Source organism: Neopararhizobium haloflavum (genome assembly GCF_002750855.1).
Lineage (GTDB): Bacteria > Pseudomonadota > Alphaproteobacteria > Rhizobiales > Rhizobiaceae > Georhizobium > Georhizobium haloflavum.
Map to the genome: position 1 here is coordinate 112709 of NZ_NWUC01000001.1, position 22477 is coordinate 135185.

21 protein-coding genes are annotated in these 22477 nt (G+C 63.3%); 14 read left to right on the plus strand and 7 right to left on the minus strand.

Annotated features, from left to right (window positions below; translation table 11 throughout):
• Positions 1-52 precede the first annotated feature (52 nt).
• Both CN673_RS00760 and CN673_RS00765 read left to right on the plus strand, forming a co-directional pair.
• A complete protein-coding gene (locus CN673_RS00760) occupies positions 53-1153 on the plus strand; it encodes an ABC transporter ATP-binding protein (protein WP_099864023.1) in 1101 nt (366 codons plus the stop codon).
• 81 nt (positions 1154-1234) lie between these two features.
• A complete protein-coding gene (locus CN673_RS00765) occupies positions 1235-1786 on the plus strand; it encodes a fasciclin domain-containing protein (protein ID WP_099864025.1) in 552 nt (183 codons plus the stop codon).
• An 88-nt stretch (positions 1787-1874) separates the two neighbouring features.
• Here CN673_RS00765 and edd read toward each other — a convergent pair whose 3' ends face one another.
• The 5 genes from edd to CN673_RS00790 form a co-directional block, all read right to left on the minus strand.
• Positions 1875-3692 carry a phosphogluconate dehydratase gene (gene edd, locus CN673_RS00770; protein WP_099864028.1) on the minus strand — a complete coding sequence of 606 codons (1818 nt, stop codon included), beginning with the start codon at positions 3690-3692 and terminating at the stop codon, positions 1875-1877.
• 54 nt (positions 3693-3746) lie between these two features.
• Entirely contained in the window at positions 3747-4448 is a 702-nt protein-coding gene (gene pgl, locus CN673_RS00775; RefSeq protein ID WP_099864030.1) for a 6-phosphogluconolactonase, read from the minus strand.
• A 5-nt stretch (positions 4449-4453) separates the two neighbouring features.
• Positions 4454-5929: a glucose-6-phosphate dehydrogenase gene (gene zwf / locus CN673_RS00780; protein WP_099864032.1), complete on the minus strand. Its 1476-nt coding sequence runs from the start codon at positions 5927-5929 to the stop codon at positions 4454-4456.
• 81 nt (positions 5930-6010) lie between these two features.
• Positions 6011-7297: an NAD(P)/FAD-dependent oxidoreductase gene (locus CN673_RS00785; protein WP_099864034.1), complete on the minus strand. Its 1287-nt coding sequence runs from the start codon at positions 7295-7297 to the stop codon at positions 6011-6013.
• A gap of 7 nt (positions 7298-7304) precedes the next feature.
• Positions 7305-8744 carry a glutamine synthetase family protein gene (locus tag CN673_RS00790; RefSeq protein WP_099864037.1) on the minus strand — a complete coding sequence of 480 codons (1440 nt, stop codon included), beginning with the start codon at positions 8742-8744 and terminating at the stop codon, positions 7305-7307.
• Between the two features lie 173 nt (positions 8745-8917).
• Between CN673_RS00790 and CN673_RS21610 the strand changes: the two genes are divergently transcribed.
• The 6 genes from CN673_RS21610 (at position 8918) to CN673_RS00815 (ending at position 14074) form a co-directional block, all read left to right on the plus strand.
• Positions 8918-9004: a small membrane protein YohP gene (locus tag CN673_RS21610; RefSeq protein ID WP_114149032.1), complete on the plus strand. Its 87-nt coding sequence runs from the start codon at positions 8918-8920 to the stop codon at positions 9002-9004.
• A gap of 301 nt (positions 9005-9305) precedes the next feature.
• Positions 9306-9911 carry a hypothetical protein gene (locus tag CN673_RS00795; protein ID WP_099864040.1) on the plus strand — a complete coding sequence of 202 codons (606 nt, stop codon included), beginning with the start codon at positions 9306-9308 and terminating at the stop codon, positions 9909-9911.
• 29 nt (positions 9912-9940) lie between these two features.
• Positions 9941-11926 carry a methyl-accepting chemotaxis protein gene (locus tag CN673_RS00800; protein WP_198585848.1) on the plus strand — a complete coding sequence of 662 codons (1986 nt, stop codon included), beginning with the start codon at positions 9941-9943 and terminating at the stop codon, positions 11924-11926.
• 132 nt (positions 11927-12058) lie between these two features.
• Positions 12059-12808, plus strand: a complete 750-nt coding sequence (locus CN673_RS00805) for a phosphatase PAP2 family protein (RefSeq protein WP_099864045.1) — start codon at positions 12059-12061, stop codon at positions 12806-12808.
• Complete coding sequence (locus CN673_RS00810; protein WP_198585849.1) at positions 12805-13644, plus strand: DUF1206 domain-containing protein; 840 nt, start codon at positions 12805-12807, stop codon at positions 13642-13644. The genes CN673_RS00805 and CN673_RS00810 overlap by 4 nt, the downstream gene beginning before the upstream one ends.
• Complete coding sequence (locus CN673_RS00815) at positions 13637-14074, plus strand: DUF4112 domain-containing protein (protein WP_198585850.1); 438 nt, start codon at positions 13637-13639, stop codon at positions 14072-14074. Before CN673_RS00810 ends, CN673_RS00815 begins: the two co-directional genes overlap by 8 nt.
• An 89-nt stretch (positions 14075-14163) precedes the next feature.
• Here the strand turns inward: CN673_RS00815 and CN673_RS00820 are convergent, their stop codons facing one another.
• Together CN673_RS00820 and aceA are read right to left on the minus strand one after the other, a co-directional pair.
• Positions 14164-14397, minus strand: coding sequence for an SMc00767 family acetate metabolism repressor (locus CN673_RS00820; RefSeq protein WP_099864051.1), 234 nt, complete (start codon positions 14395-14397; stop codon positions 14164-14166).
• Between the two features lie 95 nt (positions 14398-14492).
• Complete coding sequence (gene aceA / locus CN673_RS00825) at positions 14493-15800, minus strand: isocitrate lyase (protein ID WP_099864053.1); 1308 nt, start codon at positions 15798-15800, stop codon at positions 14493-14495.
• Positions 15801-16032: 232 nt separating this feature from the next.
• Between aceA and CN673_RS00830 the strand changes: the two genes are divergently transcribed.
• The 6 genes from CN673_RS00830 (at position 16033) to CN673_RS00855 (ending at position 22468) form a co-directional block, all read left to right on the plus strand.
• Positions 16033-17469, plus strand: coding sequence for a helix-turn-helix domain-containing protein (locus CN673_RS00830; RefSeq protein WP_099864055.1), 1437 nt, complete (start codon positions 16033-16035; stop codon positions 17467-17469).
• A 178-nt stretch (positions 17470-17647) separates the two neighbouring features.
• Positions 17648-18265, plus strand: a complete 618-nt coding sequence (locus CN673_RS00835) for a L,D-transpeptidase (protein ID WP_099864057.1) — start codon at positions 17648-17650, stop codon at positions 18263-18265.
• Between the two features lie 191 nt (positions 18266-18456).
• Positions 18457-19542, plus strand: coding sequence for a polyamine ABC transporter substrate-binding protein (locus tag CN673_RS00840; RefSeq protein WP_099864962.1), 1086 nt, complete (start codon positions 18457-18459; stop codon positions 19540-19542).
• A gap of 69 nt (positions 19543-19611) precedes the next feature.
• A complete protein-coding gene (locus tag CN673_RS00845; protein ID WP_099864061.1) occupies positions 19612-20748 on the plus strand; it encodes an ABC transporter ATP-binding protein in 1137 nt (378 codons plus the stop codon).
• 2 nt (positions 20749-20750) lie between these two features.
• Positions 20751-21650: an ABC transporter permease subunit gene (locus tag CN673_RS00850; RefSeq protein ID WP_099864064.1), complete on the plus strand. Its 900-nt coding sequence runs from the start codon at positions 20751-20753 to the stop codon at positions 21648-21650.
• On the plus strand, positions 21647-22468 hold the full coding sequence (locus tag CN673_RS00855; protein ID WP_099864067.1) for an ABC transporter permease: 822 nt from the start codon (positions 21647-21649) through the stop codon (positions 22466-22468). Before CN673_RS00850 ends, CN673_RS00855 begins: the two co-directional genes overlap by 4 nt.
• Positions 22469-22477: the final 9 nt, after the last annotated feature.

The following is a 22477-nucleotide window of genomic DNA, read 5'->3' on the forward strand; positions in this document are numbered from 1 at the left end:
GGGCGCCGGCGGTACGGCCGCCCGCGACCCAAGGGAGAGCCGGGAGGGCACAATGACTGGACTGACACTGACCGACATCCGCAAATCCTATGGAAGCGTCGACGTCATTCACGGTATCGATCTGGAGATCCAGGAAGGCGAGTTCGTCGTCTTCGTCGGCCCGTCGGGATGCGGAAAGTCCACGCTGCTGCGCATGATCGCCGGCCTGGAGGACATCACCGGAGGAACACTCAAGATCGACGGGGAGACGGTCAACGATATCCCGCCGTCCAAGCGCGGGATCGCGATGGTGTTCCAGTCCTATGCGCTCTATCCGCACATGACGGTTTACGACAACATGGCGTTCGGCATGCGGATCGCCAAGGAGAGCAAGGAAGAGATCGACCGACGGGTTCGCTCCGCAGCCGCGATCCTGCAACTTGAGCCCTATCTCGATCGACTGCCAAAGGCGCTTTCTGGCGGCCAGCGCCAGCGTGTCGCGATCGGCCGCGCGATCTGCCGCGACCCGAAGGTCTTCCTCTTCGACGAACCGCTTTCCAACCTCGATGCCGCCCTGCGGGTGGCGACGCGCATCGAGATCAACAAGCTGCACGAGTCGATGCCGAATTCGACCATGATCTACGTGACCCACGACCAGGTCGAAGCGATGACGCTGGCCGACCGGATCGTGGTTCTCTCGGCCGGCCACATCGAGCAGGTCGGCGCGCCGATCGAACTCTACAACCGTCCGGCCAACCTATTCGTCGCCCAGTTCATCGGGTCGCCGGCGATGAACATCATCCCGGCCAAGATCGAGAGCGCGGGCGCACAGACGACGGTTACCCTGACCGGTGGGAAGTCCGTGACCGTCGACATCCCGACCGATCCGGCCGAGAGCGGAAAGGAGGCAAGCTTCGGCGTGCGCCCGGAAGACCTGACGGTGGCGGAAGGCGATGATTTCATCTTCGAAGGTGAAGTGGCGCTTGCCGAGCAGTTGGGGGAGGTGACGCTCTACTATATCGAGGGTCTGGTGAAGGATCAGCCGATCATCGCCAAGATGCCGGGCAACCATCCCAGCCGGCGCGGCGAGCGCGTCCGCTTCACCGCAGGCCGCGAAACGCTCCACCTCTTCGACGCGGCGGGGCAGACCTATCGCCGTTCGAGTGACGGCTGACAGGCGTTCCTGAAACCTTTTCCTGTGCGTTTCCGTATCTGCTCATGTCCCGACTAACGGACAAACCCAAGCGGAGGTGACATGAACAGGAACATTTCAGGCGGGTTGGCGCTGATCGCAGCGCTGGCCGCAGGGGCAGCCCATGCCCAATCCAACCCGACCGTCGGCGGTGCGCCGATGTTCGAGAACCGGTCGATTGTCGAGAATGCGGTAAATTCGCCGGTTCACACCACACTCGTGGCGGCGGTCAAGGCCGCCGGACTGGTCGAGACGCTTTCGGGCGCCGGCCCGTTCACTGTGTTCGCGCCCGTCAACTCAGGCTTTGCCGCGCTGCCGGCGGGCACCGTCGAGACGCTGCTGATGCCGGAGAACAAGGACCAACTCGTCAAGGTGCTGACCGCCCATGTCGTGGCGGGCGATCTCTCCGGCGGCGAACTGATGCGCGATGTCATGGCCAATGGCGGCCAGCTCGAGCTTCAGACGGTCAGCGGCGACACCCTCACCGTCATGCAGTCCGGCCGGGGCCTTGCCCTGATGGATGAAAATGGCGGGACGTCGGTGATCACGACAGCCGACGTCAATCAGTCGAACGGCGTGATCCACGTCGTCAATCAGGTGCTCGTGCCGAACTGACGGCGGCCTTACGGGGGCCGGGAGGGCTATGCGCGTCGAGCGACGCCATGGCCCTCCTGACGTCGATGATGCGCCCCGATCCAATTGCTCAGTACAAGACGCTCGCGCCTTCGCTCGCCGGCCCCGCATTGGCGCGCAAGGCGGCGAACAGCTCACGGCCCATGCCGAAGCCGTTCCGTTCGAGATCGGCATCGGCGGGTAGACGGTCCTCCCATGTGGCCTGATCCACCAGGACGGTCAATTCGCCCTTCACCGCATCGACGCGGACCATGTCGCCGTCTCTAACCTTCGCGATCGGACCCCCGTCGCAGGCTTCAGGCGTCACGTGGATTGCCGCCGGCACCTTTCCGGAAGCGCCCGACATGCGTCCATCGGTGACCAGTGCGACGTGATGACCGCGATCCTGCAAAACGCCGAGCGAGGGAGTGAGCTTGTGTAGTTCCGGCATGCCGTTCGCCTTCGGGCCCTGATAGCGGATGACGGCGACGAAATCGCGGTCCAGTTCGCCTGCCTTGAAGGCATCGATCAGATCCTGCTGGTCGTGGAAGACGCGCGCCGGCGCCTCGACGACATGCCGATCCGACTTGACGGCGGAGATCTTGATGACGGCCGCGCCGAGATTGCCGCTCAGCATCTTCAAGCCCCCGTTCGGCTGAAAAGGCTGATCGACGGTCGAGAGCACCTTGGGGTCACCGCTTTCCTTCGGTGCCGGGGCGCGGGCGACGGTGCCGTTTTCACCGAGGCGCACGTCGATGGCATAGGAGGCGAGGCCCTGGCCCCAGACGGTGCGGACGTCGTCGTGCACCAGGCCTTTCGACAGAAGCTGCGCGATCAGGTAGCCCATGCCGCCGGCGGCATGGAAATGGTTCACGTCGGCAAGGCCGTTCGGGTAGACACGGGCGAGCAATGGAACGACATCCGACAGTTCGGAAATGTCTTCCCATGTCAGGTGAATGCCGGCGGCGCGCGCCATGGCGACCAGATGCAGCGTGTGGTTTGTCGACCCTCCGGTCGCATGCAAGCCGACGACGCCGTTGACGATGGAGCGCTCGTCGATCATCTCGCCGGCCGGGGTGAACTCGTTGCCGAGCGCGGTGATGGCGAGTGCGCGCTTCGTGGCTTCCCTCGTCAGGGCATCTCTGAGAGGGGTGTTCGGGTTGATGAAGGAGGCGCCGGGCGTGTGCAGGCCCATGATCTCCATCAGCATCTGGTTGGAGTTGGCCGTGCCGTAGAAGGTACAGGTGCCAGGCCCGTGATAGCTCCTGGATTCGGCCTCCAGCAGCTCATCGCGCCCGACCTTGCCCTCGGCGTAAAGCTGGCGCACCCGTGCCTTCTCGTCATTCGGCAGTCCCGTCGTCATGGGTCCCGCCGGAACAAAGATCGCAGGAAGATGGCCGAAGGTCATCGCGGCGATCATCAGGCCCGGAACGATCTTGTCGCAAACGCCGAGATAGACTGTTGTGTCGAACATGTTGTGCGACAGGCCGATGCCGGCGGCCATGGCGATGACGTCACGGGAGAAGAGCGACAGTTCCATGCCCGGCTGGCCCTGGGTCACGCCATCACACATGGCAGGCACGCCGCCGGCCACCTGAGCAACGCCGCCGGCTTCCCTCGCAGCCTCCCGGATGAGCTCGGGGAAGCGCTCGAAGGGCTGGTGCGCCGAGAGCATGTCGTTATAGGCGGTGATGATGCCGAGATTTGCGGCCCGGTCGCCGGCCAAGGCCGATTTTTCGGCTGGTGCGCAGGCGGCGAAGCCATGGGCAAGGTTGCCGCAGGACAGGGTCGTGCGGTGCGGGCCGGCATCTGCAGCACGGCGCAGGCGATCCAGATACAGCTGGCGCGTCGGCTTCGAGCGCTCGATCAGACGGTTTGTGATGGCGGTGATACGCTTGTGGGCGGCCATGTTCTTTCGTCCTGTTTCAAGTGGTGGCCGGCGCCCTGGCCGGCGCGGTGAGGCTCAGGGAGCCCAGTAGATCTCAACCGGTGTCGCGGCCCGATGGAGCACGGCGCGCACCGGCATTTCGGTTTCGGCGCCGGATGTCTGCGCGCGCGCCAGCGTCTGCTTTTTTTCCGCACCCTCGATATGCAGCGCGAGGAACCGCGCATCGGCAATTGCAGGGAACGTCAGCGTCAGGCGCGCTTCCTCCGCGCCAGGGGCCGTCATGGCGATGACCGACTTGTCCGCCGCCTCCGACAGAGCCTCATCGAGGTTGTCGCCGCCGGCAAAGAACGAGGCCGTATGACCGTCATTGCCCATGCCGAGGATGATCGCATCGAAGGGGCGCGGCAAGCCGGCAATGACAGCACTCGCCCGATCAGCGGCCTGATGCGGCGTCGGCGCCTCGTTGTAGAGCGGCACGAAGCTGGCACGGGCCGCGTTGTTCTGCATCAGGCGTTCGACGACGAGGCGCTGATTGGAACGCTCGTCCGTTTCCGGTACGAACCGCTCGTCCACCAGCGTCACCGTGACCCTGTCCCATGCGAGTTCGCGGGTCGACAGTTCCTGAAACAGGCGGTGCGGCGTCGAGCCCCCCGATACGGCCAGTGTTGCCCGTCCACGCTCCGCGATGGCGCGGTCCAGGGTTTCGGCGATACGGCCGGCAAGTGCGGCGGCCAATGCATCGCGGTCGGCAAAGTCGTGGTGGGCGATATCGCTCATCGGCTTCAGCGCCTTTCGTGCCAGGTTCGCCCGTCGCGCTCGATCAGCGCGATGGCCTGACTCGGCCCCGACGTCCCTGCCGTATATCCCTGAACGGCCTGGGCGTTCGCTTCCCAGGCCTTGAGAATGGGATCGACCCATTTCCATGCGGCCTCGACCTCGTCGCGGCGCATGAACAGCGTCTGGTTGTTGCGGATGACGTCGAGCAGGAGGCGCTCATAGGCATCGGGATTGCGCACGTCGAAATTCTCAGCGAACGTCATGTCGAGCGGCACATGGCGCAGCCGCATCCCGCCGGGACCAGGATCCTTGATCATGATCCACTGCTTGACCGCCTCGTCGGGCTGCAGGCGGATGACGAGCTGGTTCGCGATCACCCTGCCGGCGCTTTCGTCGAAGACGGAATGCGGGATCGGCTTGAATGTGATGACGATCTCGGAGACGCGCTCGGCCATGCGCTTGCCGGTTCTCAGATAGAAGGGTACGCCGGCCCAGCGCCAATTGGCGATCTCGGCCTTTATGGCAACGAAGGTCTCGGTATCGGACGCGCCGTCGTCGAGTTCCTCAAGGTAACCCTTGACCGGACCACCGGCGGACGCCCCTGCGCGGTATTGGCCGCGCACGGTGACCTGCTCAACATTCGCCGCCGTGATCGGCTTCAACGAGCGCAACACCTTCAGCTTCTCGTCGCGCACCGCTTCGGCGTCCATCGAAGATGGCGGTTCCATCGCGACGAGGCAGACGAGCTGGAGAAGATGGTTCTGGACCATGTCGCGCATGGCGCCGGCCTTGTCGTAGTAGCCGGCCCGGCCCTCGAGCCCCACCGATTCGGCGACTGTGATCTGAACGTGGTCGATATGCGCCGAATTCCACAACGGCTCATAGAGCGCGTTGGCAAAGCGCATCACCATCAGGTTCTGGACCGTTTCCTTGCCGAGATAGTGATCGATGCGGAAGACCTGCTCTTCCTTGAATACGCTGCCGATCGTGTCGTTGAGCTCGCGCGCGGATGCAAGGTCCCGTCCGATCGGCTTTTCGACGACGATGCGTGTCTTCGCGGTGATGAGGCCGTGATCGCGGATGTGCTGCGCGATATCGCCGAAGAGCGCCGGGCCGACGGCGAGGTAGAATGCGCGGATGCGGCCTTCGCCCTCGGCGAGCAGCGCCTTCAGTTCGTCCCAGCCCTTGTCTGACTTCGCGTCGACCGCAACGTAGAACAGGCGCGCCAGGAAGCGTTCGACATCGTCCTTTCCAAGTTCGTCCGCTTTCACGTGCTCGGTCAGGGCGTCGCGCGCAAAGGCGCGGAATTCCTCGTGGGAAAGCGCAGAGCGCGACGCGCCGATGATGCGCGTTGGCTCGGTCAACTGTCCGGCGAGCTGGCGATGGTAGAGAGCCGGCAACAGTTTGCGCTCGGAAAGATCGCCGGTTCCACCGAACACGATGTAGTCGAAAGGCTCGACCGGAATGATCTGGCTGCTCATGTCCCGCTCCTTAATCTCTCGCGGACTTGTAATCTAATCGATTTAAAAAGGCCAGACCCGCGGTTCGATCAAACTGTCGCATCAAATCCTGTCGCGCAGGGCGAACCAGGTCAGCGCGAGGAACAGCAGCGGCGCGCGCAGCTTCGTTCCGCCTGGAAACGGGGGAACCTTCAGTTGTTCGAAGAGGGCGAGGCGGGTTCGGTCGCCGAGGATGGTGTCGGCATAGAGCTTCCCGCAATAGTTGGAGAGCTTGACGCCATGGCCGGAAAATCCGCCGATCGAGATGACGCCTGGCATGACTTCGCGCACGAAGGGCTTGCGCGGCAGGGTGATCGCCACCGAGCCGCCCCAGGCATGGGTCAGTTCGATGTCGTGCAGCGACGGATAGATCTCGGCGATCTGCTTGCGGATATGCGTCGAGATATCCTTCGGGTTCTCCGAGGTATAGGCCTCGCGCCCGCCAAAAAGCAGCCGGCCGTCGGCGGTCTTGCGGAAATAGCGCACGACGAAGCGGCTGTCGTCCACTGCTTCGCCGCCCGGCAGGATGGAGGCATCCTCGACAGGGACCGTCGCGCCGATGAACGAGCGGATCGGCATCACATGGGCTGCCGTCACGGGCTCCAGCCCGTCGATATGGGCGTTGCATGCGATGAGGCCATGCTTTGCGGTGATCGTTCCGGACCTGGTCGTGACGATGACCTTTCCGTTCCCCGCCTCGATCTTTTCGGCTCGCGTGCCTTCAAAAAGGCCCGCCCCGGCAGCCGCGGCGGCGCGCGCCAGGCCGACCATCAGCTTCATGGGATGGATGTGGCCGGTTCCGGTGTCGCGCACGCCCGCGAAGAACCGTCTGGAACCGACCCGCCAGGCCGTTTCTTCCCGGTCCATGAATGAGACATGCGGATAGTTCCATCGCTCGCGCATTTCATCGGTATAGCGGCGGAAATCATCGACATAGCGGGCCTTGTGGGCGAGCGAAAGCTGGCCGGGGCGGTAGTCGATGTCGATGCCGTATCGCTCGCCACAGTCGAGCAAATAGCGCTTTGCGTCCTCGGCGAGCTCGAAGAGCGCGCGGGCGCGCTCGGCGCCGTATTCGGCCTCCAGTTCGTCGGCGTCGGCACGCTGACCCGTTCCGATCTGACCGCCATTGCGGCCCGAGGCCCCGTCGCCGAACCTTGCCGCTTCGATCAGCGCGACGTCGACCCCCGCCTCGGCGAGGTTGAGCGCGGCCTGCATCCCGGTATAGCCCCCGCCGACGATGACAACGTCGGCCCGGCGCGAGCCGTCGAGCGGGTCGAATACCGGGCGGCCCGCAAGGCCGTCTTCATACCAGGACAGGCCCGGCGATATCGGGCTGCGATAGGTCGTCATGCCCGCCTCAAACGTTCAGAAGCAGATATTCGCGTTCCCACGGGCTGATGACCTGCATGAAGGTCTCGAACTCGCCCCGCTTCAGGCCGCAATAGGTTGCGATGAAGTCGGCGCCGAAGACCTCGTGGAAGGCCGGCTCGCTTTCGAGCAGGGACACCGCTTCCAGCAATCCACGCGGCAGGTCGACAGTCGTGCCTTCATTGGCGGTATGGGCGGTCGGGTCCGACGGTTTGACGCCGCGCACCATGCCGAGATAGCCGGCGGCCAGCGAGGCGGCGAGCGCCAGATAGGGGTTCGTATCCGAAGAGGGCAGCCGGTTTTCCACGCGGCGCGCCGTCGGGTCGGAACTGGGGACGCGAAAAGCGGTCGTGCGGTTGTCGTAGCCCCACGCGTTGTTGACAGGGCAGGCCATGTCCGGCGTCAGGCGGCGATAGGAATTGACGTAAGGCGCCATCATGACCAGCGATTTCGGAACGAAATGCTGCATGCCGCCGATGAAGGAGAAGAACTCGGGCGAATGGCTGCCATCCTCGAGCGCGAATATGTTGCGTCCGCTCGCCAGGTCGACCACCGACTGGTGGATGTGCATGGCCGACCCGGCCTGGCCCTGCATCGGCTTGGCCATGAAGGTGGCATACATGTCGTGTTTCAATGCTGCTTCACGCAGCGTGCGCTTGAACAGGAAGACCTGATCGGCCAGTTCGACCGGATCACCATGGCGCAGGTTTATCTCCAGCTGCGCGGGCCCTTCCTCATGGATCAGCGTATCAATCTCCAGCCCTTGGGCTTCGGAGAAATGGTAGATGTCGTCGATCAGTTCGTCGAACTCGTTGACGCCGGCGATGGAGTAGGACTGGCCACCGGCGATGGTGCGGCCGGAGCGCCCTTTCGGCGGTTGAAGCGGATAGTCCGGGTCCGCGTTCCTTGCGACGAGATAGAATTCGATTTCCGGTGCAACGACCGGCTGCCAGCCCCTGTCGCGGTAGAGCGCGACGACGCGTTTCAGGACGTTGCGCGGGGTATAGCCGACCGCCTTTCCCTGCGTGTCGACGATATCGCAAACGACCTGCGCCGTCGGGTCGGTTTCCCATGGTACGGCCGAGATGGTGCCGAGATCGGGCACCAGCTTCAGATCGCCATCGGTCGGATCGTAGCGAAAATCACCGGTCTCCTCGGGATATTCGCCCGAGATGGTATGGCGGAACAGCGCGGACGGCAGCGACAGCGAGGTGTTGGAGGTGAACTTGGAGGTCGGCATCATCTTGCCGCGGGGAACGCCGGCGATATCGGGCGTTATGCATTCGATGTCCTCGATACCACGCCATTTGAGCCATTCGCTGGCCTCCTTCCAGTCCTTCACGCCGCGCTTGACGTCGATATAGGCCGGCTTCTTGCGTGGGCGCCCCTCGCGCACCGAGCTCGGATGAATTTCATTACTGGAGGACATCGATCACCGTTGAGGACTTATTTCAGACAAGCATAAACCGCCGAGTGATGTGGGAAAAGGGCAGGACGGCAGGATTGTCGTTCGGCGGGTCGGCGAAAATAAGCGGCCGCGGATCGAAACCGCGTCTGCGACGTTGTGGCAGAAATCACACCTTTGTCGAAAGGACAGCACACATGTTGAAGTTCATTGGCGGAACCGTCGGCGTCATCTTCCTGATCGGCCTCCTGGTCGTGATCGGTATTCTCAGCTTGATTTTCTGACCAGGATTTTCAATGTTGCTACAACCTGCCGGCCGACGTGCCGGCAGGGGTCTTACTTTTAATTGCATTTTCCAGCTCTAGTTGTGGTTTGCCGCTGTACTTGCGCCCAGCTTCTTGCACTTGAGCGTTAACACTCCAGAAACCCAATCCTATTCATAAGTAGGTCTCGTCCGGACAGTCTTGGCCGTCCGCACGACGCGCGGCGGACATGACGTCAGGCCGACATCACTCAGTCATCGACGAATATTGACCGCTGCGGTGGGGCGTTGCCTTGCCGCGGTATTCGGGGGGATTCCGAACCATGCCGCTTCTTGATCGTGCCGGCACCCGCCGCGCCGCCCTGGCGCTGGCCGTCTTTTCGCTCGCCGCGCCAGCATCGGCCGGGCCAGGGCCCGACCATCGTCCGCAGGTGGCGCAGTATTTCGACAGTCATGTGGCTGGATGGATCGGCTCGGAGCCGATCGTTGCAGCGCTCAGAGCGCAGAACGCTGAAAACGTCCGCCTGACGCAGGGCGAGATCGATGAACTCGATGCGACATGGCGCGCGCAGATGGCGTCGGAAGGCAATCGCCGTCCGCTCGTCCAGGCCGTCATGGATCGGGAGGCGTCACGCTATCTCAAGGAGCGCCAGCGCGAAGCGGACTGGATGATCGTCGAGATCATCGTGATGGACGCGAAGGGCCTCAATGTCGCGCTCAGTACGCCGTCCTCGGATTACTGGCAGGGCGATGAGGCCAAGCACCAGAAGACCTTCCAGGCGGCCTCCCGCGTGACCCAGATCGACGCCGTCGAATACGAGGCGGAGACCGGGCTGCTGCTCTCCCAGGTGAACAAGACCATTTTCGATCCCGACACCGGCAGGCCGATCGGCGCCGTCACCGTGTCGGTGAACATGAACAAGCTTTGAGCGTATCGGGGAATCGCATGACCAGTTCAATGACTTCAGCTCCCAAGGCAAACCGGCGTTTCAAGGGCCTGTCGCTGACGGCGAAGCTTGCCTCCGTCATCGTCGTGATCAATCTCATCGGCCTCGCCGGCACCGTCTATTTCCTGCAGCAGCGGGCCGCGACGACGTTGCGCGAGGACGCCTTCGTCAACTGGACGCGCGAAGTCGAGCAGATCGGGCGGATCGCCGCTGGTGGAATCAAATGGAACGTGCCCGAAGCAATCCAGGAAGCCTATGGCGGGTATGCTTCGAGCGAGAACCACGACCTTCGCCAGGTCGTCGCGTTCAATTCCGACAAGGCGCAGCTCGACGCCTGGACGTTTCCGGGCTTCGAAGCAGCGCCGGCTCTTGCCGATATCGATCGTGTGATGGCCGGGGATCCCACGGGACCGGTGATCGACGATGTTCCCGAGGGCGACGGTAAGGTGACGATCGTCGTTCCGCTCGAGGCTGACAGCCAGGGCAATCCGCGCGGCTATGTTGCCACGGTCTGGAGCACGGAACGCCTGTCGGCAACGGGTGCGGCCTTCGGTCTCGAAACGCTGATGCTTCAGGGCGTTTGCATCCTGCTCGTCGTTGGCGCCTTTCTCTTCGCTCTGCGCATGATCGTCAGCAAGCCGCTTGGCGAGCTCACCGCACGCATCGGCACGCTGGAGGGCGGCGACTTGCAGTCGGACGTGCCGCACCAGCATCGCACGGATACGATCGGGGTGGTGGCCAAGGCGCTGGACACATTCCGATTGTCGGCTCAGGCGAAGGATGCGAGCGACGCTGAGGCCGCCCGCCAGCGCCAGGCATTCGAAGACGAGCGCCAGCGCAACGAGGTCGAGAGCGAACGTGTCTCGCGCGAGCAGGGTGAGGCCATGACGGTCGTCGGCGACGCGCTGAAGCGCCTCGCCGGCGGCGACCTGACGGTGCGCATCAGCGCGATTGGCGAGGATTTCCGCACACTGCGCGACGATTTCAATGCCGCTGTCGATTCGCTGGCCGAGACGATGGGCGAAATCACGGAGACGACGGGTGCGGTGCGCAACAGTTCGGGTGAGATCGCAACGGCCGCCGACGACCTGTCGCGGCGCACCGAGCAGCAGGCCGCATCGCTCGAGCAGACCGCGGCGGCACTGGACGAGATCACCCAGACGGTGCGCGGCACCACACAGCGCGCCGAGGAAGCCAACCGGATGGTAACCGATGCGACGGCCGGGGCGCAGACCTCGCGGGCTGTCGTGCGCGACGCCATCGCCGCGATGGAGCGCATCGAGGCGTCATCGGCGCAGATCAGCCAGATCATCGGCGTCATCGACGACATCGCCTTCCAGACCAACCTTTTGGCACTCAATGCGGGCGTCGAAGCGGCGCGCGCCGGCGATGCAGGCAAGGGATTTGCCGTTGTCGCGCAGGAAGTGCGCGAATTGGCCCAGCGCTCCGCCAACGCCGCCAAGGAGATCAAGGGACTGATCCACAAGTCCACCGACGAGGTGGGCGCAGGTGTGGCACACGTCAACAAGACCGGCGTGTCGCTGGAAGAAATCGAAAAGCACGTGCATCTGATAAGCGGTCACATCTCGGCGATCGTGACGTCCGCGCGCGAGCAGTCGGTCGGTCTCCAGGAGATCAACACCGCGGTCAACCAGATGGACCAGGTGACGCAGAAGAACGCCGCGATGGTCGAAGAGACGAACGCCGCCTGCCAAAGCCTTGAAGAACAGGCCGGTCAGCTGCGCCGCCTCGTCAGCCGCTTCCACACGGAGGGACGCGCCGGGCACGGCGCTGCCCCTGGCGCGGTCATGGCGGAGCCTCGCGGGCCGGCCGTTCATGTCGTCGGCGATAGCGGCGCGGCGCAAGCGAAGGCGCGGCGCGATGAGTCGCCCGCACGGGCGCTCGGCCGCCGTCTGGCCGGCGCATTCGGAGGAGGGGCGGGCGCCCAGGCGGCCGCGTTGAAGCCAGTCGATGATGATGGCTGGACTGAATTCTGACGCTGGCTGAATCGAGCATCCTATTTGTACTGAGGGCTTTCGCGGCATGACCACCGCGGGAGCCCATTTTCTATTGGCGGGGCTGCGGAACCGAAGCAGGCCGTTGCCGTTGTTGGGCGGAGAGGGGTGCCGATGCAATTTGCTGACCTGAAGATCGTCCTGTCCCGCAAGGCTGTCTGGCCGGCGGCGGTCATGTCGTTTCTGGCGGCTGGACTGTTCGTCTTCATCGAACTTGCCGAAGAGATCATGGAAGGCGAAGCGCTCGATTTCGACGAGGCGCTGCTGCTTGCCTTTCGCAACCCGGCCGATCTCGGCGACCCGCTCGGACCGCCCTGGCTGGAGGAGACCGCGCTCGAACTGACGGCGCTCGGCGGCTATCCGGTCATTGTGGTGCTGACGCTTGCCGTGGCAGGCTATCTCGGCGTCGCGGCCTGGCGCGGTGCGGCGCTCTACGTCCTGGCATCGGTGGCGGGGGGCAGTGCGCTTTCGGCGCTGCTCAAACGCTTTTTCGAGCGGCCGCGTCCCGATATCGTCGAACAGCTCGACGTCATTCACACGGCCAGCTTTCCCAGTGGACACGCCATGGTGGGGACGGTGACCTATCTGACGCTCGGCGCGCTTCTGGTGCGCTATGCCAAGACGCGGGCCGAGATGATCTATGTGGTGTTCACCGCAGGCGTCATCACGGTGCTGGTGGGGCTGACGCGCGTTTATCTCGGCGTGCACTGGCCGAGCGACGTCGTCGCCGGATGGGCCATGGGTCTGTCGTGGGCGGCGTTCGTCTGGTGCGTCGTCGCCGTTATCGAATATCGCGCGCAGATATCGGCCATCGGGTCGCGCGCATCGGGTTATCTGATAGGACGCGGGAAGGTCGAGCCATGAACACCGCAGCGATGGTCGCGCGCGCCGACAAGACCTGGTTCAAGCCGTTCGCCCGCATCGGCTATGCAGCGCGCGGGCTCGTCTATCTGGTCATCGGCCTGTTCGCCGCGCTTGCCGCAATCGGCGCGGGCCAGGAAATGGGATCGCGCGACGCGCTGCAGACGATGCTGAGTTCTGCGTTCGGCGACGTGCTGGCCATCGTGCTGATGGCCGGCATGGTGTCCTATCTCATCTGGCGGTTCATCCAGGCGCTCGCCGATACCGACCGCCACGGACGAGGCGCAAAGGGACTTGCCATTCGAGGTGGGCTGATCGCCTCCGGCATCACCTACGGTATTCTTGCCGTCTATACGTTCGGGCTCTGGAACGGTTCGGGTGGTGGCTCTGGTGGAGGATCGCAAGGCGGTGCCGACATCCCCACGGCCATAGCCGGCTTCGTCGGCAGCCAGGTCGTGTCAATGACACTCACGATCGTCTTCATCGGTGTCGGCATCGCTCATATCGTCAAGGCGGTCCGCAAGGGCTATGAGCGCCATTTCGCCGCGCCGTCAGGGGCCATGAAGATCATCCACCCCGTCGCGCGCGCCGGGCTCACAGCGCGGGGGCTGGCATTTCTGGTGGTGGCGTTTCTGTTTTTCTATCGTGGCCTGAACGCCGCGGAAGACGGAGGCTCGACGCCGGGGATCGAGGATGCGCTCTCCTTCATTCAGGATCTGCCTGCCGGATGGCTGCTGCTTTCTCTAATGGGCGTCGGTCTGGTCTGCTTCGCCGCCTACTCTTTTCTTGAGGCGATCTGGCGACGCATCAATGTCGAGGACGCCAATGCAGTTGGCTGAACAGAACGACGATTTCGACCGCACCAATGGCCCGGCGATCGCCGAGCTCTTCGACGACACGCCAAGGGGACGCGAAAGGCGGGCGCTTTTGCGTCGGCTCGAGCAGGTGGAAAAACTGTTCGACCGAAATTTCAAGCTGTTCGGGATCCGCTTCGGCTGGGATGCGATCCTTGGTCTGGTCCCGGTCGCCGGCGATACGGTGGCGGCAGGCGTTGCCGGCTGGATCTTCTGGAAGGCGCAGAAGCTCGGTGTACCAACCCCGCTCAAGGCCAAAATGGCCGGCAATATCGCCTTCGACTATATTTTTGGCGCAATCCCTCTCGTCGGCACCATCGTCGACGTCGCCTACAAGGCCAATACGCGCAACGTTCGCCTGCTGAAGGAGCATCTTCTGGAGGAGGAAGAAAGGGAGAGCCGGACGCACATGTGATGGCGACCGTGGAACCCTGAACCAACAGGGATATCTGGAATGGCGAAGGTCCGCCGGCAGGGAAAACGGCGGACCTTCTTCTGCGGGGCTTAGCGGCCCTGGGTCACGATAACGGGGATCAAGAGGTCGCCCCAATTGCCTTCCGAATGATGGCGGGCAGAGCGGACGAGTTCGACGGAGACCCCGGCATCCACCGCCTTCATCACGGACTGGTTCAGGCGGTGCAGGTCGTTTGCCACCATGCGGATCGCAGCCTGCTGCCCGTCCGTCATCGCCGATGCCTGTTCCTCGGCCCGTTCCTTGACGCGTGAAATCGATGCCATCTTGAAATCTCCTGTTTCTGGCTCGTGGTCTGGACCTTTCGGTCCGGGAACGCGGCGCTCGCCAAGGGGCCTTTTCGAGCGCCGCGCTATAGGGATCATTCCGCGGCGGGTTTGAATTCCTGCTCCGGTCTGAACTGGGCGCTCTCGGTCGATTCACCCATTGCGGTCGTCGAGGACTGGCCGCCTGTGATCGCCATCGATACGGCATCGAAATAGCCGGTGCCGACTTCGCGCTGATGCTTGGTCGCGGTGTAGCCGTTCGCTTCCGACGCGAATTCGGCTTCCTGCAACTGCGAATAGGCCGCCATCTGGCGATCCTTGTAACCGCGGGCGAGTTCGAACATGCCGTGGTTCAACTGGTGGAAGCCGGCCAGCGTGATGAACTGGAATTTGTAGCCCATCGCGCCCAGCTCGCGCTGGAACTTCGCGATCGTCGCGTCGTCGAGGTTCTTCTTCCAGTTGAAGGACGGCGAGCAGTTATAGGCGAGCATCTTGCCGGGATGGACCTTGTGAACACCCTCGGCGAACTTGCGCGCCTGCTCCAGATCCGGCTTGGAGGTTTCGCACCAGATGAGATCGGCATGGCGTGCGTAGGCGACGGCGCGGGCGATGCAGGGTTCGAGACCGTTCTTTACGCGGTAGAAGCCTTCCGCCGTGCGTCCGGCGTCGTAGTCGACGAAGGGCTGGTCGCGCTCGTCGATGTCCGATGTCAGGAGTTTGGCGGCTTCCGCGTCTGTTCGGGCAATGACGAGGGTCGGCGTTCCCATGACGTCGGCTGCGAGGCGCGCGGCGGTCAGGTTGCGGATATGGGCCGCGGTCGGGATGAGGACCTTGCCGCCGAGATGGCCGCACTTCTTCTCCGAAGCGAGCTGATCCTCATAATGGACGCCGGCGGCGCCGGCCTCGATGAAGGCCTTCATGATCTCGAAGGCGTTGAGCGGGCCGCCGAAACCAGCCTCGGCATCGGCAACGATGGGAGCGAACCACGTTTCGACGGAAAGACCGTTGCCTTCGGCCTGCTCGATCTGGTCGGCGCGCTGCAGCGTCTTGTTGATGCGCTTTGCGAGCTCCGGCGCCGCATTGGCCGGGTAGAGCGACTGGTCGGGATACATTGCAGAGGCGGTGTTGGCGTCCGCCGCGACCTGCCAGCCCGAAAGATAGATGGCCTTGAGGCCGGCGCGGACCATCTGCATGGCCTGATTGCCTGAAAGGGCTCCAAGCGCGTTGACGAAATCATCCGAGCGGATCAAATCCCACAAACGGTTGGCGCCGTTTTCGGCCAGCGTATACTTGATCTGGATCGAGCCACGAAGCCGCTTGACCTCTTCGGGTCCGTACGGGCGGTCGATGCCGTCGAAGCGTCCCTCAGGCGCAGATGGGATCAGGTTGTAAAAATCTGTCATAATGTCTCTCCAGTCTTTGGTCCGATGGATCGCGATCGATCCTGGAAGCCGATGATCTCGCGAACGTCGTGTGACATGATTTACATTGCGCTGCCGCAGAACGCCACATAATGCCGCAATATCAGCGCTAAATTCGGGTCACGCTGTCTTGTGTTTGACAAGATCGGGATGTAAAATTGTAAAAAATGTAAAATCCCAGATCTGCATGCGGGCTGTAAAGGTTTTCACAGAAATGGCCGAACAGAAGATTTTCGCGGGGCCGCGCGTGCGCCGCTTGCGCAATGGGCTCGACCTCACCCAGACCGCCATGGCCGAGGCGCTGGGCATTTCGCCATCGTATCTCAACCTCATCGAGCGCAATCAGCGGCCATTGACCGTTCAACTGCTGCTCAAGCTGTCTTCGGTCTTCAAGATCGACCTCGACGAACTGCAGGGGGAAGCAACGGCGACGGCCGGGGCCTTGAAGGAGGTTTTTTCAGATCCGCTTCTGGCCGGTGAACTGCCGGGGGATCAGGAGCTGATCGAGATCGCCGATGCCGCGCCCAACGCGGCGGCGGGCATTGTGAAGCTCTACCGCGCGTTTCGCGAGCAGGCAGAGCGCCTTTCCGACCTGTCCGAACTTCTGGCGCGCGAGGGCCACGAGACCGTCGCGTCAGGAGCCAAGATGCCGATCGACGAGGTGCGTGAAACGTTCGAGCGGCAGGCGAACCATTTCGATGCGATCGACCGGGCGGCGGAAGCGTTTCATGAGACATTGAACGCGGGCGACGATCTGTCCGGCGCAATCAAGGTGTGGCTGAAGCGCGAGCACGGCATCGTGGTGCGCGCTCTGCCGGTTCACGCCATGCCGAACCTGCGCCGTCGCTACGATCGCCACTCCATGCGGCTGTTCCTGTCCGAACGGCTGTCTCCGTTCGATCAGATGCGCGAGGTCGCGTTGGAGGCGTGCCAACTCGCGCTGCGCGAGGAGATCGTTCGCACGCTCGACGGCATGAGCCTGTCCAGCAATGAGGCACGCCGTATCGGTCGTTTCGAACTGGCCCGCTACGCCGCCCACGCGCTGATGATGCCATACGCGGCGTTTCTCGCTGCCGCGCAACGAGCGCGATACGACATCGACGTTCTGCGCTCACGCTTCAACGTCTCGTACGAACAGGTCGCCAACCGGCTGACGACCTTGCAGCGCAAGGGAGCAGAAGGCGTGCCCTTTTTCCTTCTGGAGATCGACAATGCCGGGCACAAGTTCCGAAGGGCAGGGGCGCGCGGCTATCCGCAGGCCCGATTTGGCGGCGATTGTCCGAAGCTCAACATCCATGCCGCATTTTCCCAGCCCGGGCAGATCCTGGTCGACGCGGTCGAACTGACCGACGGCGCGGAGTTCCTCGTGGTCTCGCGCACGCTCGAGGGTCCGCAGGCGGCGTTCAACGAGCGGGTTCGTCGCACCGCGCTTCTGGTCGGCTGCGACGTCGGTTTTCGCGACGAGATCGTTTATGGCCGCGCCGTGGGGAGCATCACCGGCAGCACCCGCGATCGCGACACAACCAAGGTCGGCACAGCCTGCCGTCTGTGCGAGCGACAGGGCTGCCTGGCGCGGGCGGAGCCGCCCGTAACCCGGCCGCTGGGGCTGGACGAAATGGTGACCGGGCTGAGTGCTTTCGACTTTCAGTGAGGTTCGAACGGCAATCCGGCCCCAGTGTCGACGCCAGCCGTTCAAAGGTGTGGCCGCTTGGCAATGCCAGGGGGAAAAGTCACACTCCGTCAACCTGAAGTTTCTGGCGTAAACGCAGCCTTAACCATAAGTGCCGTAGCTGCCCAGTACAGGGGCCACATTATTGTTCGGGGACACGATGTCACTTTCACGACGGGGATTTCTTGCTGGCGCGGCGGTATTCGTCGCCGGTTGCACCAACGCCGAGTATCAAACGGCCCGCCTTAATTACGCAGCGCTGCCCGACGAGCGGTTTCCTCTCGCTTCCGTGCCGCTGGCCGAGATCGATCCCGAATTGCGCCGGCAGGAAGTCGCCTATGACGGGAACGAGCCGGCCGGCACTGTCGTTGTCGACACGCCGGCGCGCCGGCTCTACTACGTCATGGGTGACGGACGGGCGATGCGCTACGGAATCGGTGTGGGACGCGAAGGTCTTGCGCTGCGCGGCGATGCAAGGGTCGGCCGCAAGGCGCAATGGCCGAGCTGGACGCCGACCGGCAACATGATCCGCCGTGATCCGCGCAACAGGCAGTTTGCCAGCGGCGTTCCGGGCGGCCCCAACAATCCGCTCGGCGCGCGGGCGCTCTATCTCTACAGGGGCGGGCGGGACACCATGTTTCGCATCCACGGCACGAACCAGCCGAGTTCCATCGGCCACGCCATGTCGAGCGGTTGCGTGCGCATGCTCAATCACGATGTCATCGATCTCTATGAGCGCGTACCCGTCGGCGCGAAGGTCAACGTCATACAGGCGTGAGGCTGCGCTCGCCGCCGGGTGTTTGAGGTCCGCACGGTCAAACGTGCCGGAACGGTAGGCAAATTGCGTTGCATTTATGCTTGTTCGCCTCCGAAAAGCCGCCTAATTTCGAACTCAATCAAGAAACGGCGCCGGTCCGCGCGAGGCCGGCGGCAACAGGGCGACTTCAGAAGGATTATCAGCACATGGGCATGACACGGGTCTTCGCCGCAGCAGCCATCATGGCGGCAGGCACAACCGGGGCGCTGGCACAGGATCGCGTGGTCAACGTCTACAACTGGTCGGATTATATCGACGACGAGATTCTCGCCGATTTCACCGAGGAGACAGGCATCGAAGTCGTCTACGACGTCTACGATTCCAACGAGATGCTGGAAACGCGACTTCTCGCCGGTGGCTCGGGCTACGATGTCGTCGTGCCGACGACCTCGTTCATGGCCCGGCAGATCGAGGCGGGCGTCTACCAGAAGTTGGACAAGTCCAAGCTGCCCAATCTGGAGAACATGTGGGATCTGATCACCGAGCGCGTCGCCGTGTTCGATCCCGAGAACGCCTATTCGGTCAATTACATGTGGGGCACCAACGGCATCGGCTACAATGTCGACATGGTCAAGGAGCGGCTCGGCCTCGAAACGGTCGACAGCTGGTCGGTGGTGTTCGACCCTGAGAACGCGGAAAAGCTCGCCGATTGCGGCATCCATTTCCTCGATTCCCCCGCCGAAATCTTTCCGGCGATGCTTGCCTATCTCGGTCTCGATCCGACGTCTTCGGACCCCGAGGACATCGCGCAGGCGGAAGAGGCGCTGATGGAAATTCGGCCCTACGTGCAGAAATTCCACTCTTCCGAGTATATCAACGCTCTTGCCAACGGCGATATCTGTCTGGCGATCGGCTATTCGGGAGACGTCTTCCAGGCCCGCGACCGGGCGGCGGAGGCTGATGCTGGCGTCGAGGTCGGCTATGCCATCCCGAAGGAAGGCACCGAGATGTGGTTCGACCAGCTGGTCATTCCGGCCGACGCGCCAAATGTCGATGAAGCGCACGAATTCATCAACTATCTGATGCAGCCCGAAGTCATCGCGAAGGCCTCGAACTACGTTTACTATGCCAACGGCAACGAGGCCTCTCAGGAGTTCCTCGTGGAGGATGTGATCAGCGATCCGGCGATCTATCCGCCGGCCGAGGCACAGGAGACGATGTTCACCAAGACACCCTATGACGCGCGGACCAACCGCCTCGTCACGCGGGCCTGGACACGGGTGAAGACCGGACAGTAGCCATCGACCAATCCGCCGTCTCCGGGACGTGCCCCCGGCGGCGGCCAGTGGAATGAAGGCGCACCGGCCATGAAGTCCCTGGGCAATATCCGGCGAAGTTTCTCGCCATGGTCGGATCCCGATGCACGGCCAATGATCGCGATCCGCAACGTCACCAAGCGGTTCGGCGAGTTCACCGCCGTCGACGATCTCAGCGTCGATATTCATGCGCGCGAGTTCTTCGCGCTTCTCGGGGCATCGGGCTGCGGCAAATCCACCTTGCTGCGCATGCTTGCGGGCTTCGAGGCGCCGAATTCCGGCACGATCGTGCTCGACGGGGTCGATCTGGCCGGCATCCCGCCACATCGGCGGCCACTCAACATGATGTTCCAATCCTACGCGCTCTTCCCGCACATGTCGGTGGCCGACAACGTCGCGTTCGGCTTGAAACAGGAAAAGATGGCCAAGGGCGCGATCGCCGAGCGCGTCGGCCAGATGCTGAAACTGGTGAAGCTGGATCGCTTCGCCGGGCGCAAGCCGCATCAGCTGTCGGGCGGCCAGCGCCAGCGTGTCGCGCTTGCCCGCGCGCTGGCCAAGCAGCCGAAAGTGCTGCTGCTCGACGAGCCGCTCGGCGCGCTCGACAAGAAACTGAGGGAGGAAACGCAGTTCGAACTGACCGACCTGCAATACGACCTCGGCCTGACCTTCGTCGTCGTCACGCACGACCAGGAGGAGGCGATGACCATGGCCGACCGGATCGCGGTGATGGATGCCGGGCGGATCTGCCAGGTCGCAACGCCCGCGGAGGTCTATGAAGCGCCCAACTCCAAATTCGTGGCGGACTTCATCGGCAGCATCAACCTCTTCGACGGCGAGGTGGCGTCGTCGCAGGCAAACCGCACGGTCATCGCCGGCCCCGACGGATCCGTCGTGGCGGAGGACCCGATCGAGCGCAGCCCGGGCACCAGCCTCTGCTTTGCCGTTCGGCCGGAGAAGATCGCCGTCTCGCACGAGCCGCCGGCGGAAGGCACCAACGGCATCGCCGGCGAGGTGTGGGACCTTGCCTATCTCGGCGACATGACGATCTTCCACGTCAAGCTTGCCAGCGGCACCGTCATCAAGGCCAGCATGGTCAACGCGGCGCGATCGTCGCGCGAGGTCTTCACCTACCACGACAGGGTATGGCTCTCCTTTTCGCCGGATGCCGGCGTCGTGCTGGAGCGTTGAGGATGGGCGCGGCGCGCAAATGGCTCGTCATCGCCGTGCCGTATCTCTGGCTCCTGGTCTTCTTCCTGGTGCCGTTCTTCATCGTATTCAAGATATCGTTCTCGACGACGGCGCTGTCGATCCCACCCTACACGCCGGTTTTCGAGTTCACCGAGGGGGTCGCCGGGCTGGTCGACAAGGCCAGGCAACTGACGCTCGACAACTACCTTTGGCTGACCCAGGACCCGCTTTATCTGCGCTCATATCTTTCGAGCGTCTGGATCGCGTTCGTCTCGACGCTTCTGACGCTTCTGATCGGATATCCTCTGGCCTACGGCATGGCGCGCGCGTCGCGGTCGCTTCGCCCGCTGCTGGTCATGCTGGTGATCCTGCCGTTCTGGACGAGCTTCCTGATCCGTGTCTATGCCTGGATCGGCATCTTGAGGCGCGAGGGCCTGCTGAACCAGTTGCTGACATGGCTCGGGGTGATCGACGCGCCGCTGACCATCATCAACACCAACACAGCGGTCTATATCGGGATCGTCTATTCCTATCTGCCGTTCATGGTTCTACCGCTCTACGCCGCGCTGGAGCGGATGGACGAAAGCCTGATCGAGGCGGCACAGGACCTTGGCTGCACCAGGCTGCAGGCCTTCTGGAAAATCACGTTCCCGCTGTCGCTGCCGGGCGTCGTAGCCGGCTCGATGCTGGTCTTCATCCCGGCCGTCGGAGAGTTCGTCATCCCTGACCTTCTCGGCGGCTCGGAAACCCTGATGATCGGCAAGACGCTCTGGGTGGAATTCTTCTCCAACCGCGACTGGCCCGTCGCCTCCGCGGTCGCCTCCATCCTGCTTCTGATCCTGGTCGTGCCGATCGTTCTGTTCCAGCATCAGCAAAGCCGGCAGAGCGAGGACGGACGATGAACGGGCGCTGGTCGGGGTTCAATATCGTCTCGGTCGTCGTCGGCTTCACGTTTCTTTATCTGCCGATCGTGCTCCTGGTGATCTATTCCTTCAACGCTTCGCGCCTCGTGACGGTCTGGGGTGGCTTCTCGACGCAATGGTATGGCGAGATGCTGCGCAACGAGGCGTTGCTCGCCGCTGCATCCGTGACCTTCCGCGTGGCGCTCGTATCGGCGACGGCCGCGACGGTGCTGGGCACGCTTGCCGCCGTCGCCCTGACACGGTTCATGCGTTTTCGCGGACGGTTGCTCTTTTCGGGCATGGTCTTCGCGCCGCTCGTCATGCCAGAGGTGATCACCGGCCTGTCACTGCTGCTGCTTTTCATCGCCATCGACCTCGACCGGACGATCGTGACGGTGATGCTGGCGCATACGACCTTTTCCATGTGCTTCGTTGCGGTCGTCGTCCAGTCGCGTCTGGTGACCTTCGATCGATCGCTGGAGGAAGCAGCGCAGGACCTCGGCTGCCCGCCCTTAAAGGCATTTCTCACCGTCACGCTGCCGGTCATCGCGCCGGCGGTGATCGCGGGATGGATGCTCGCCTTCACGCTGTCGCTCGACGACCTCGTCATCGCCAGCTTCACATCCGGGTCTGGGGCTACGACGCTGCCGATGCGCATCTACAGTCAGGTGCGTCTTGGCGTAACGCCCGAGATCAACGCGGTGTGCACCGTGTTGATCGCGCTCGTGACGACAGGTGTCGTTGCCGCGTCCATCCTCAACAAGCGCAGCATGGTGCGGCGTGAGCGCGCCGAACGGATGGCCTTCGACGAGCGGTAGGGTCGGGCG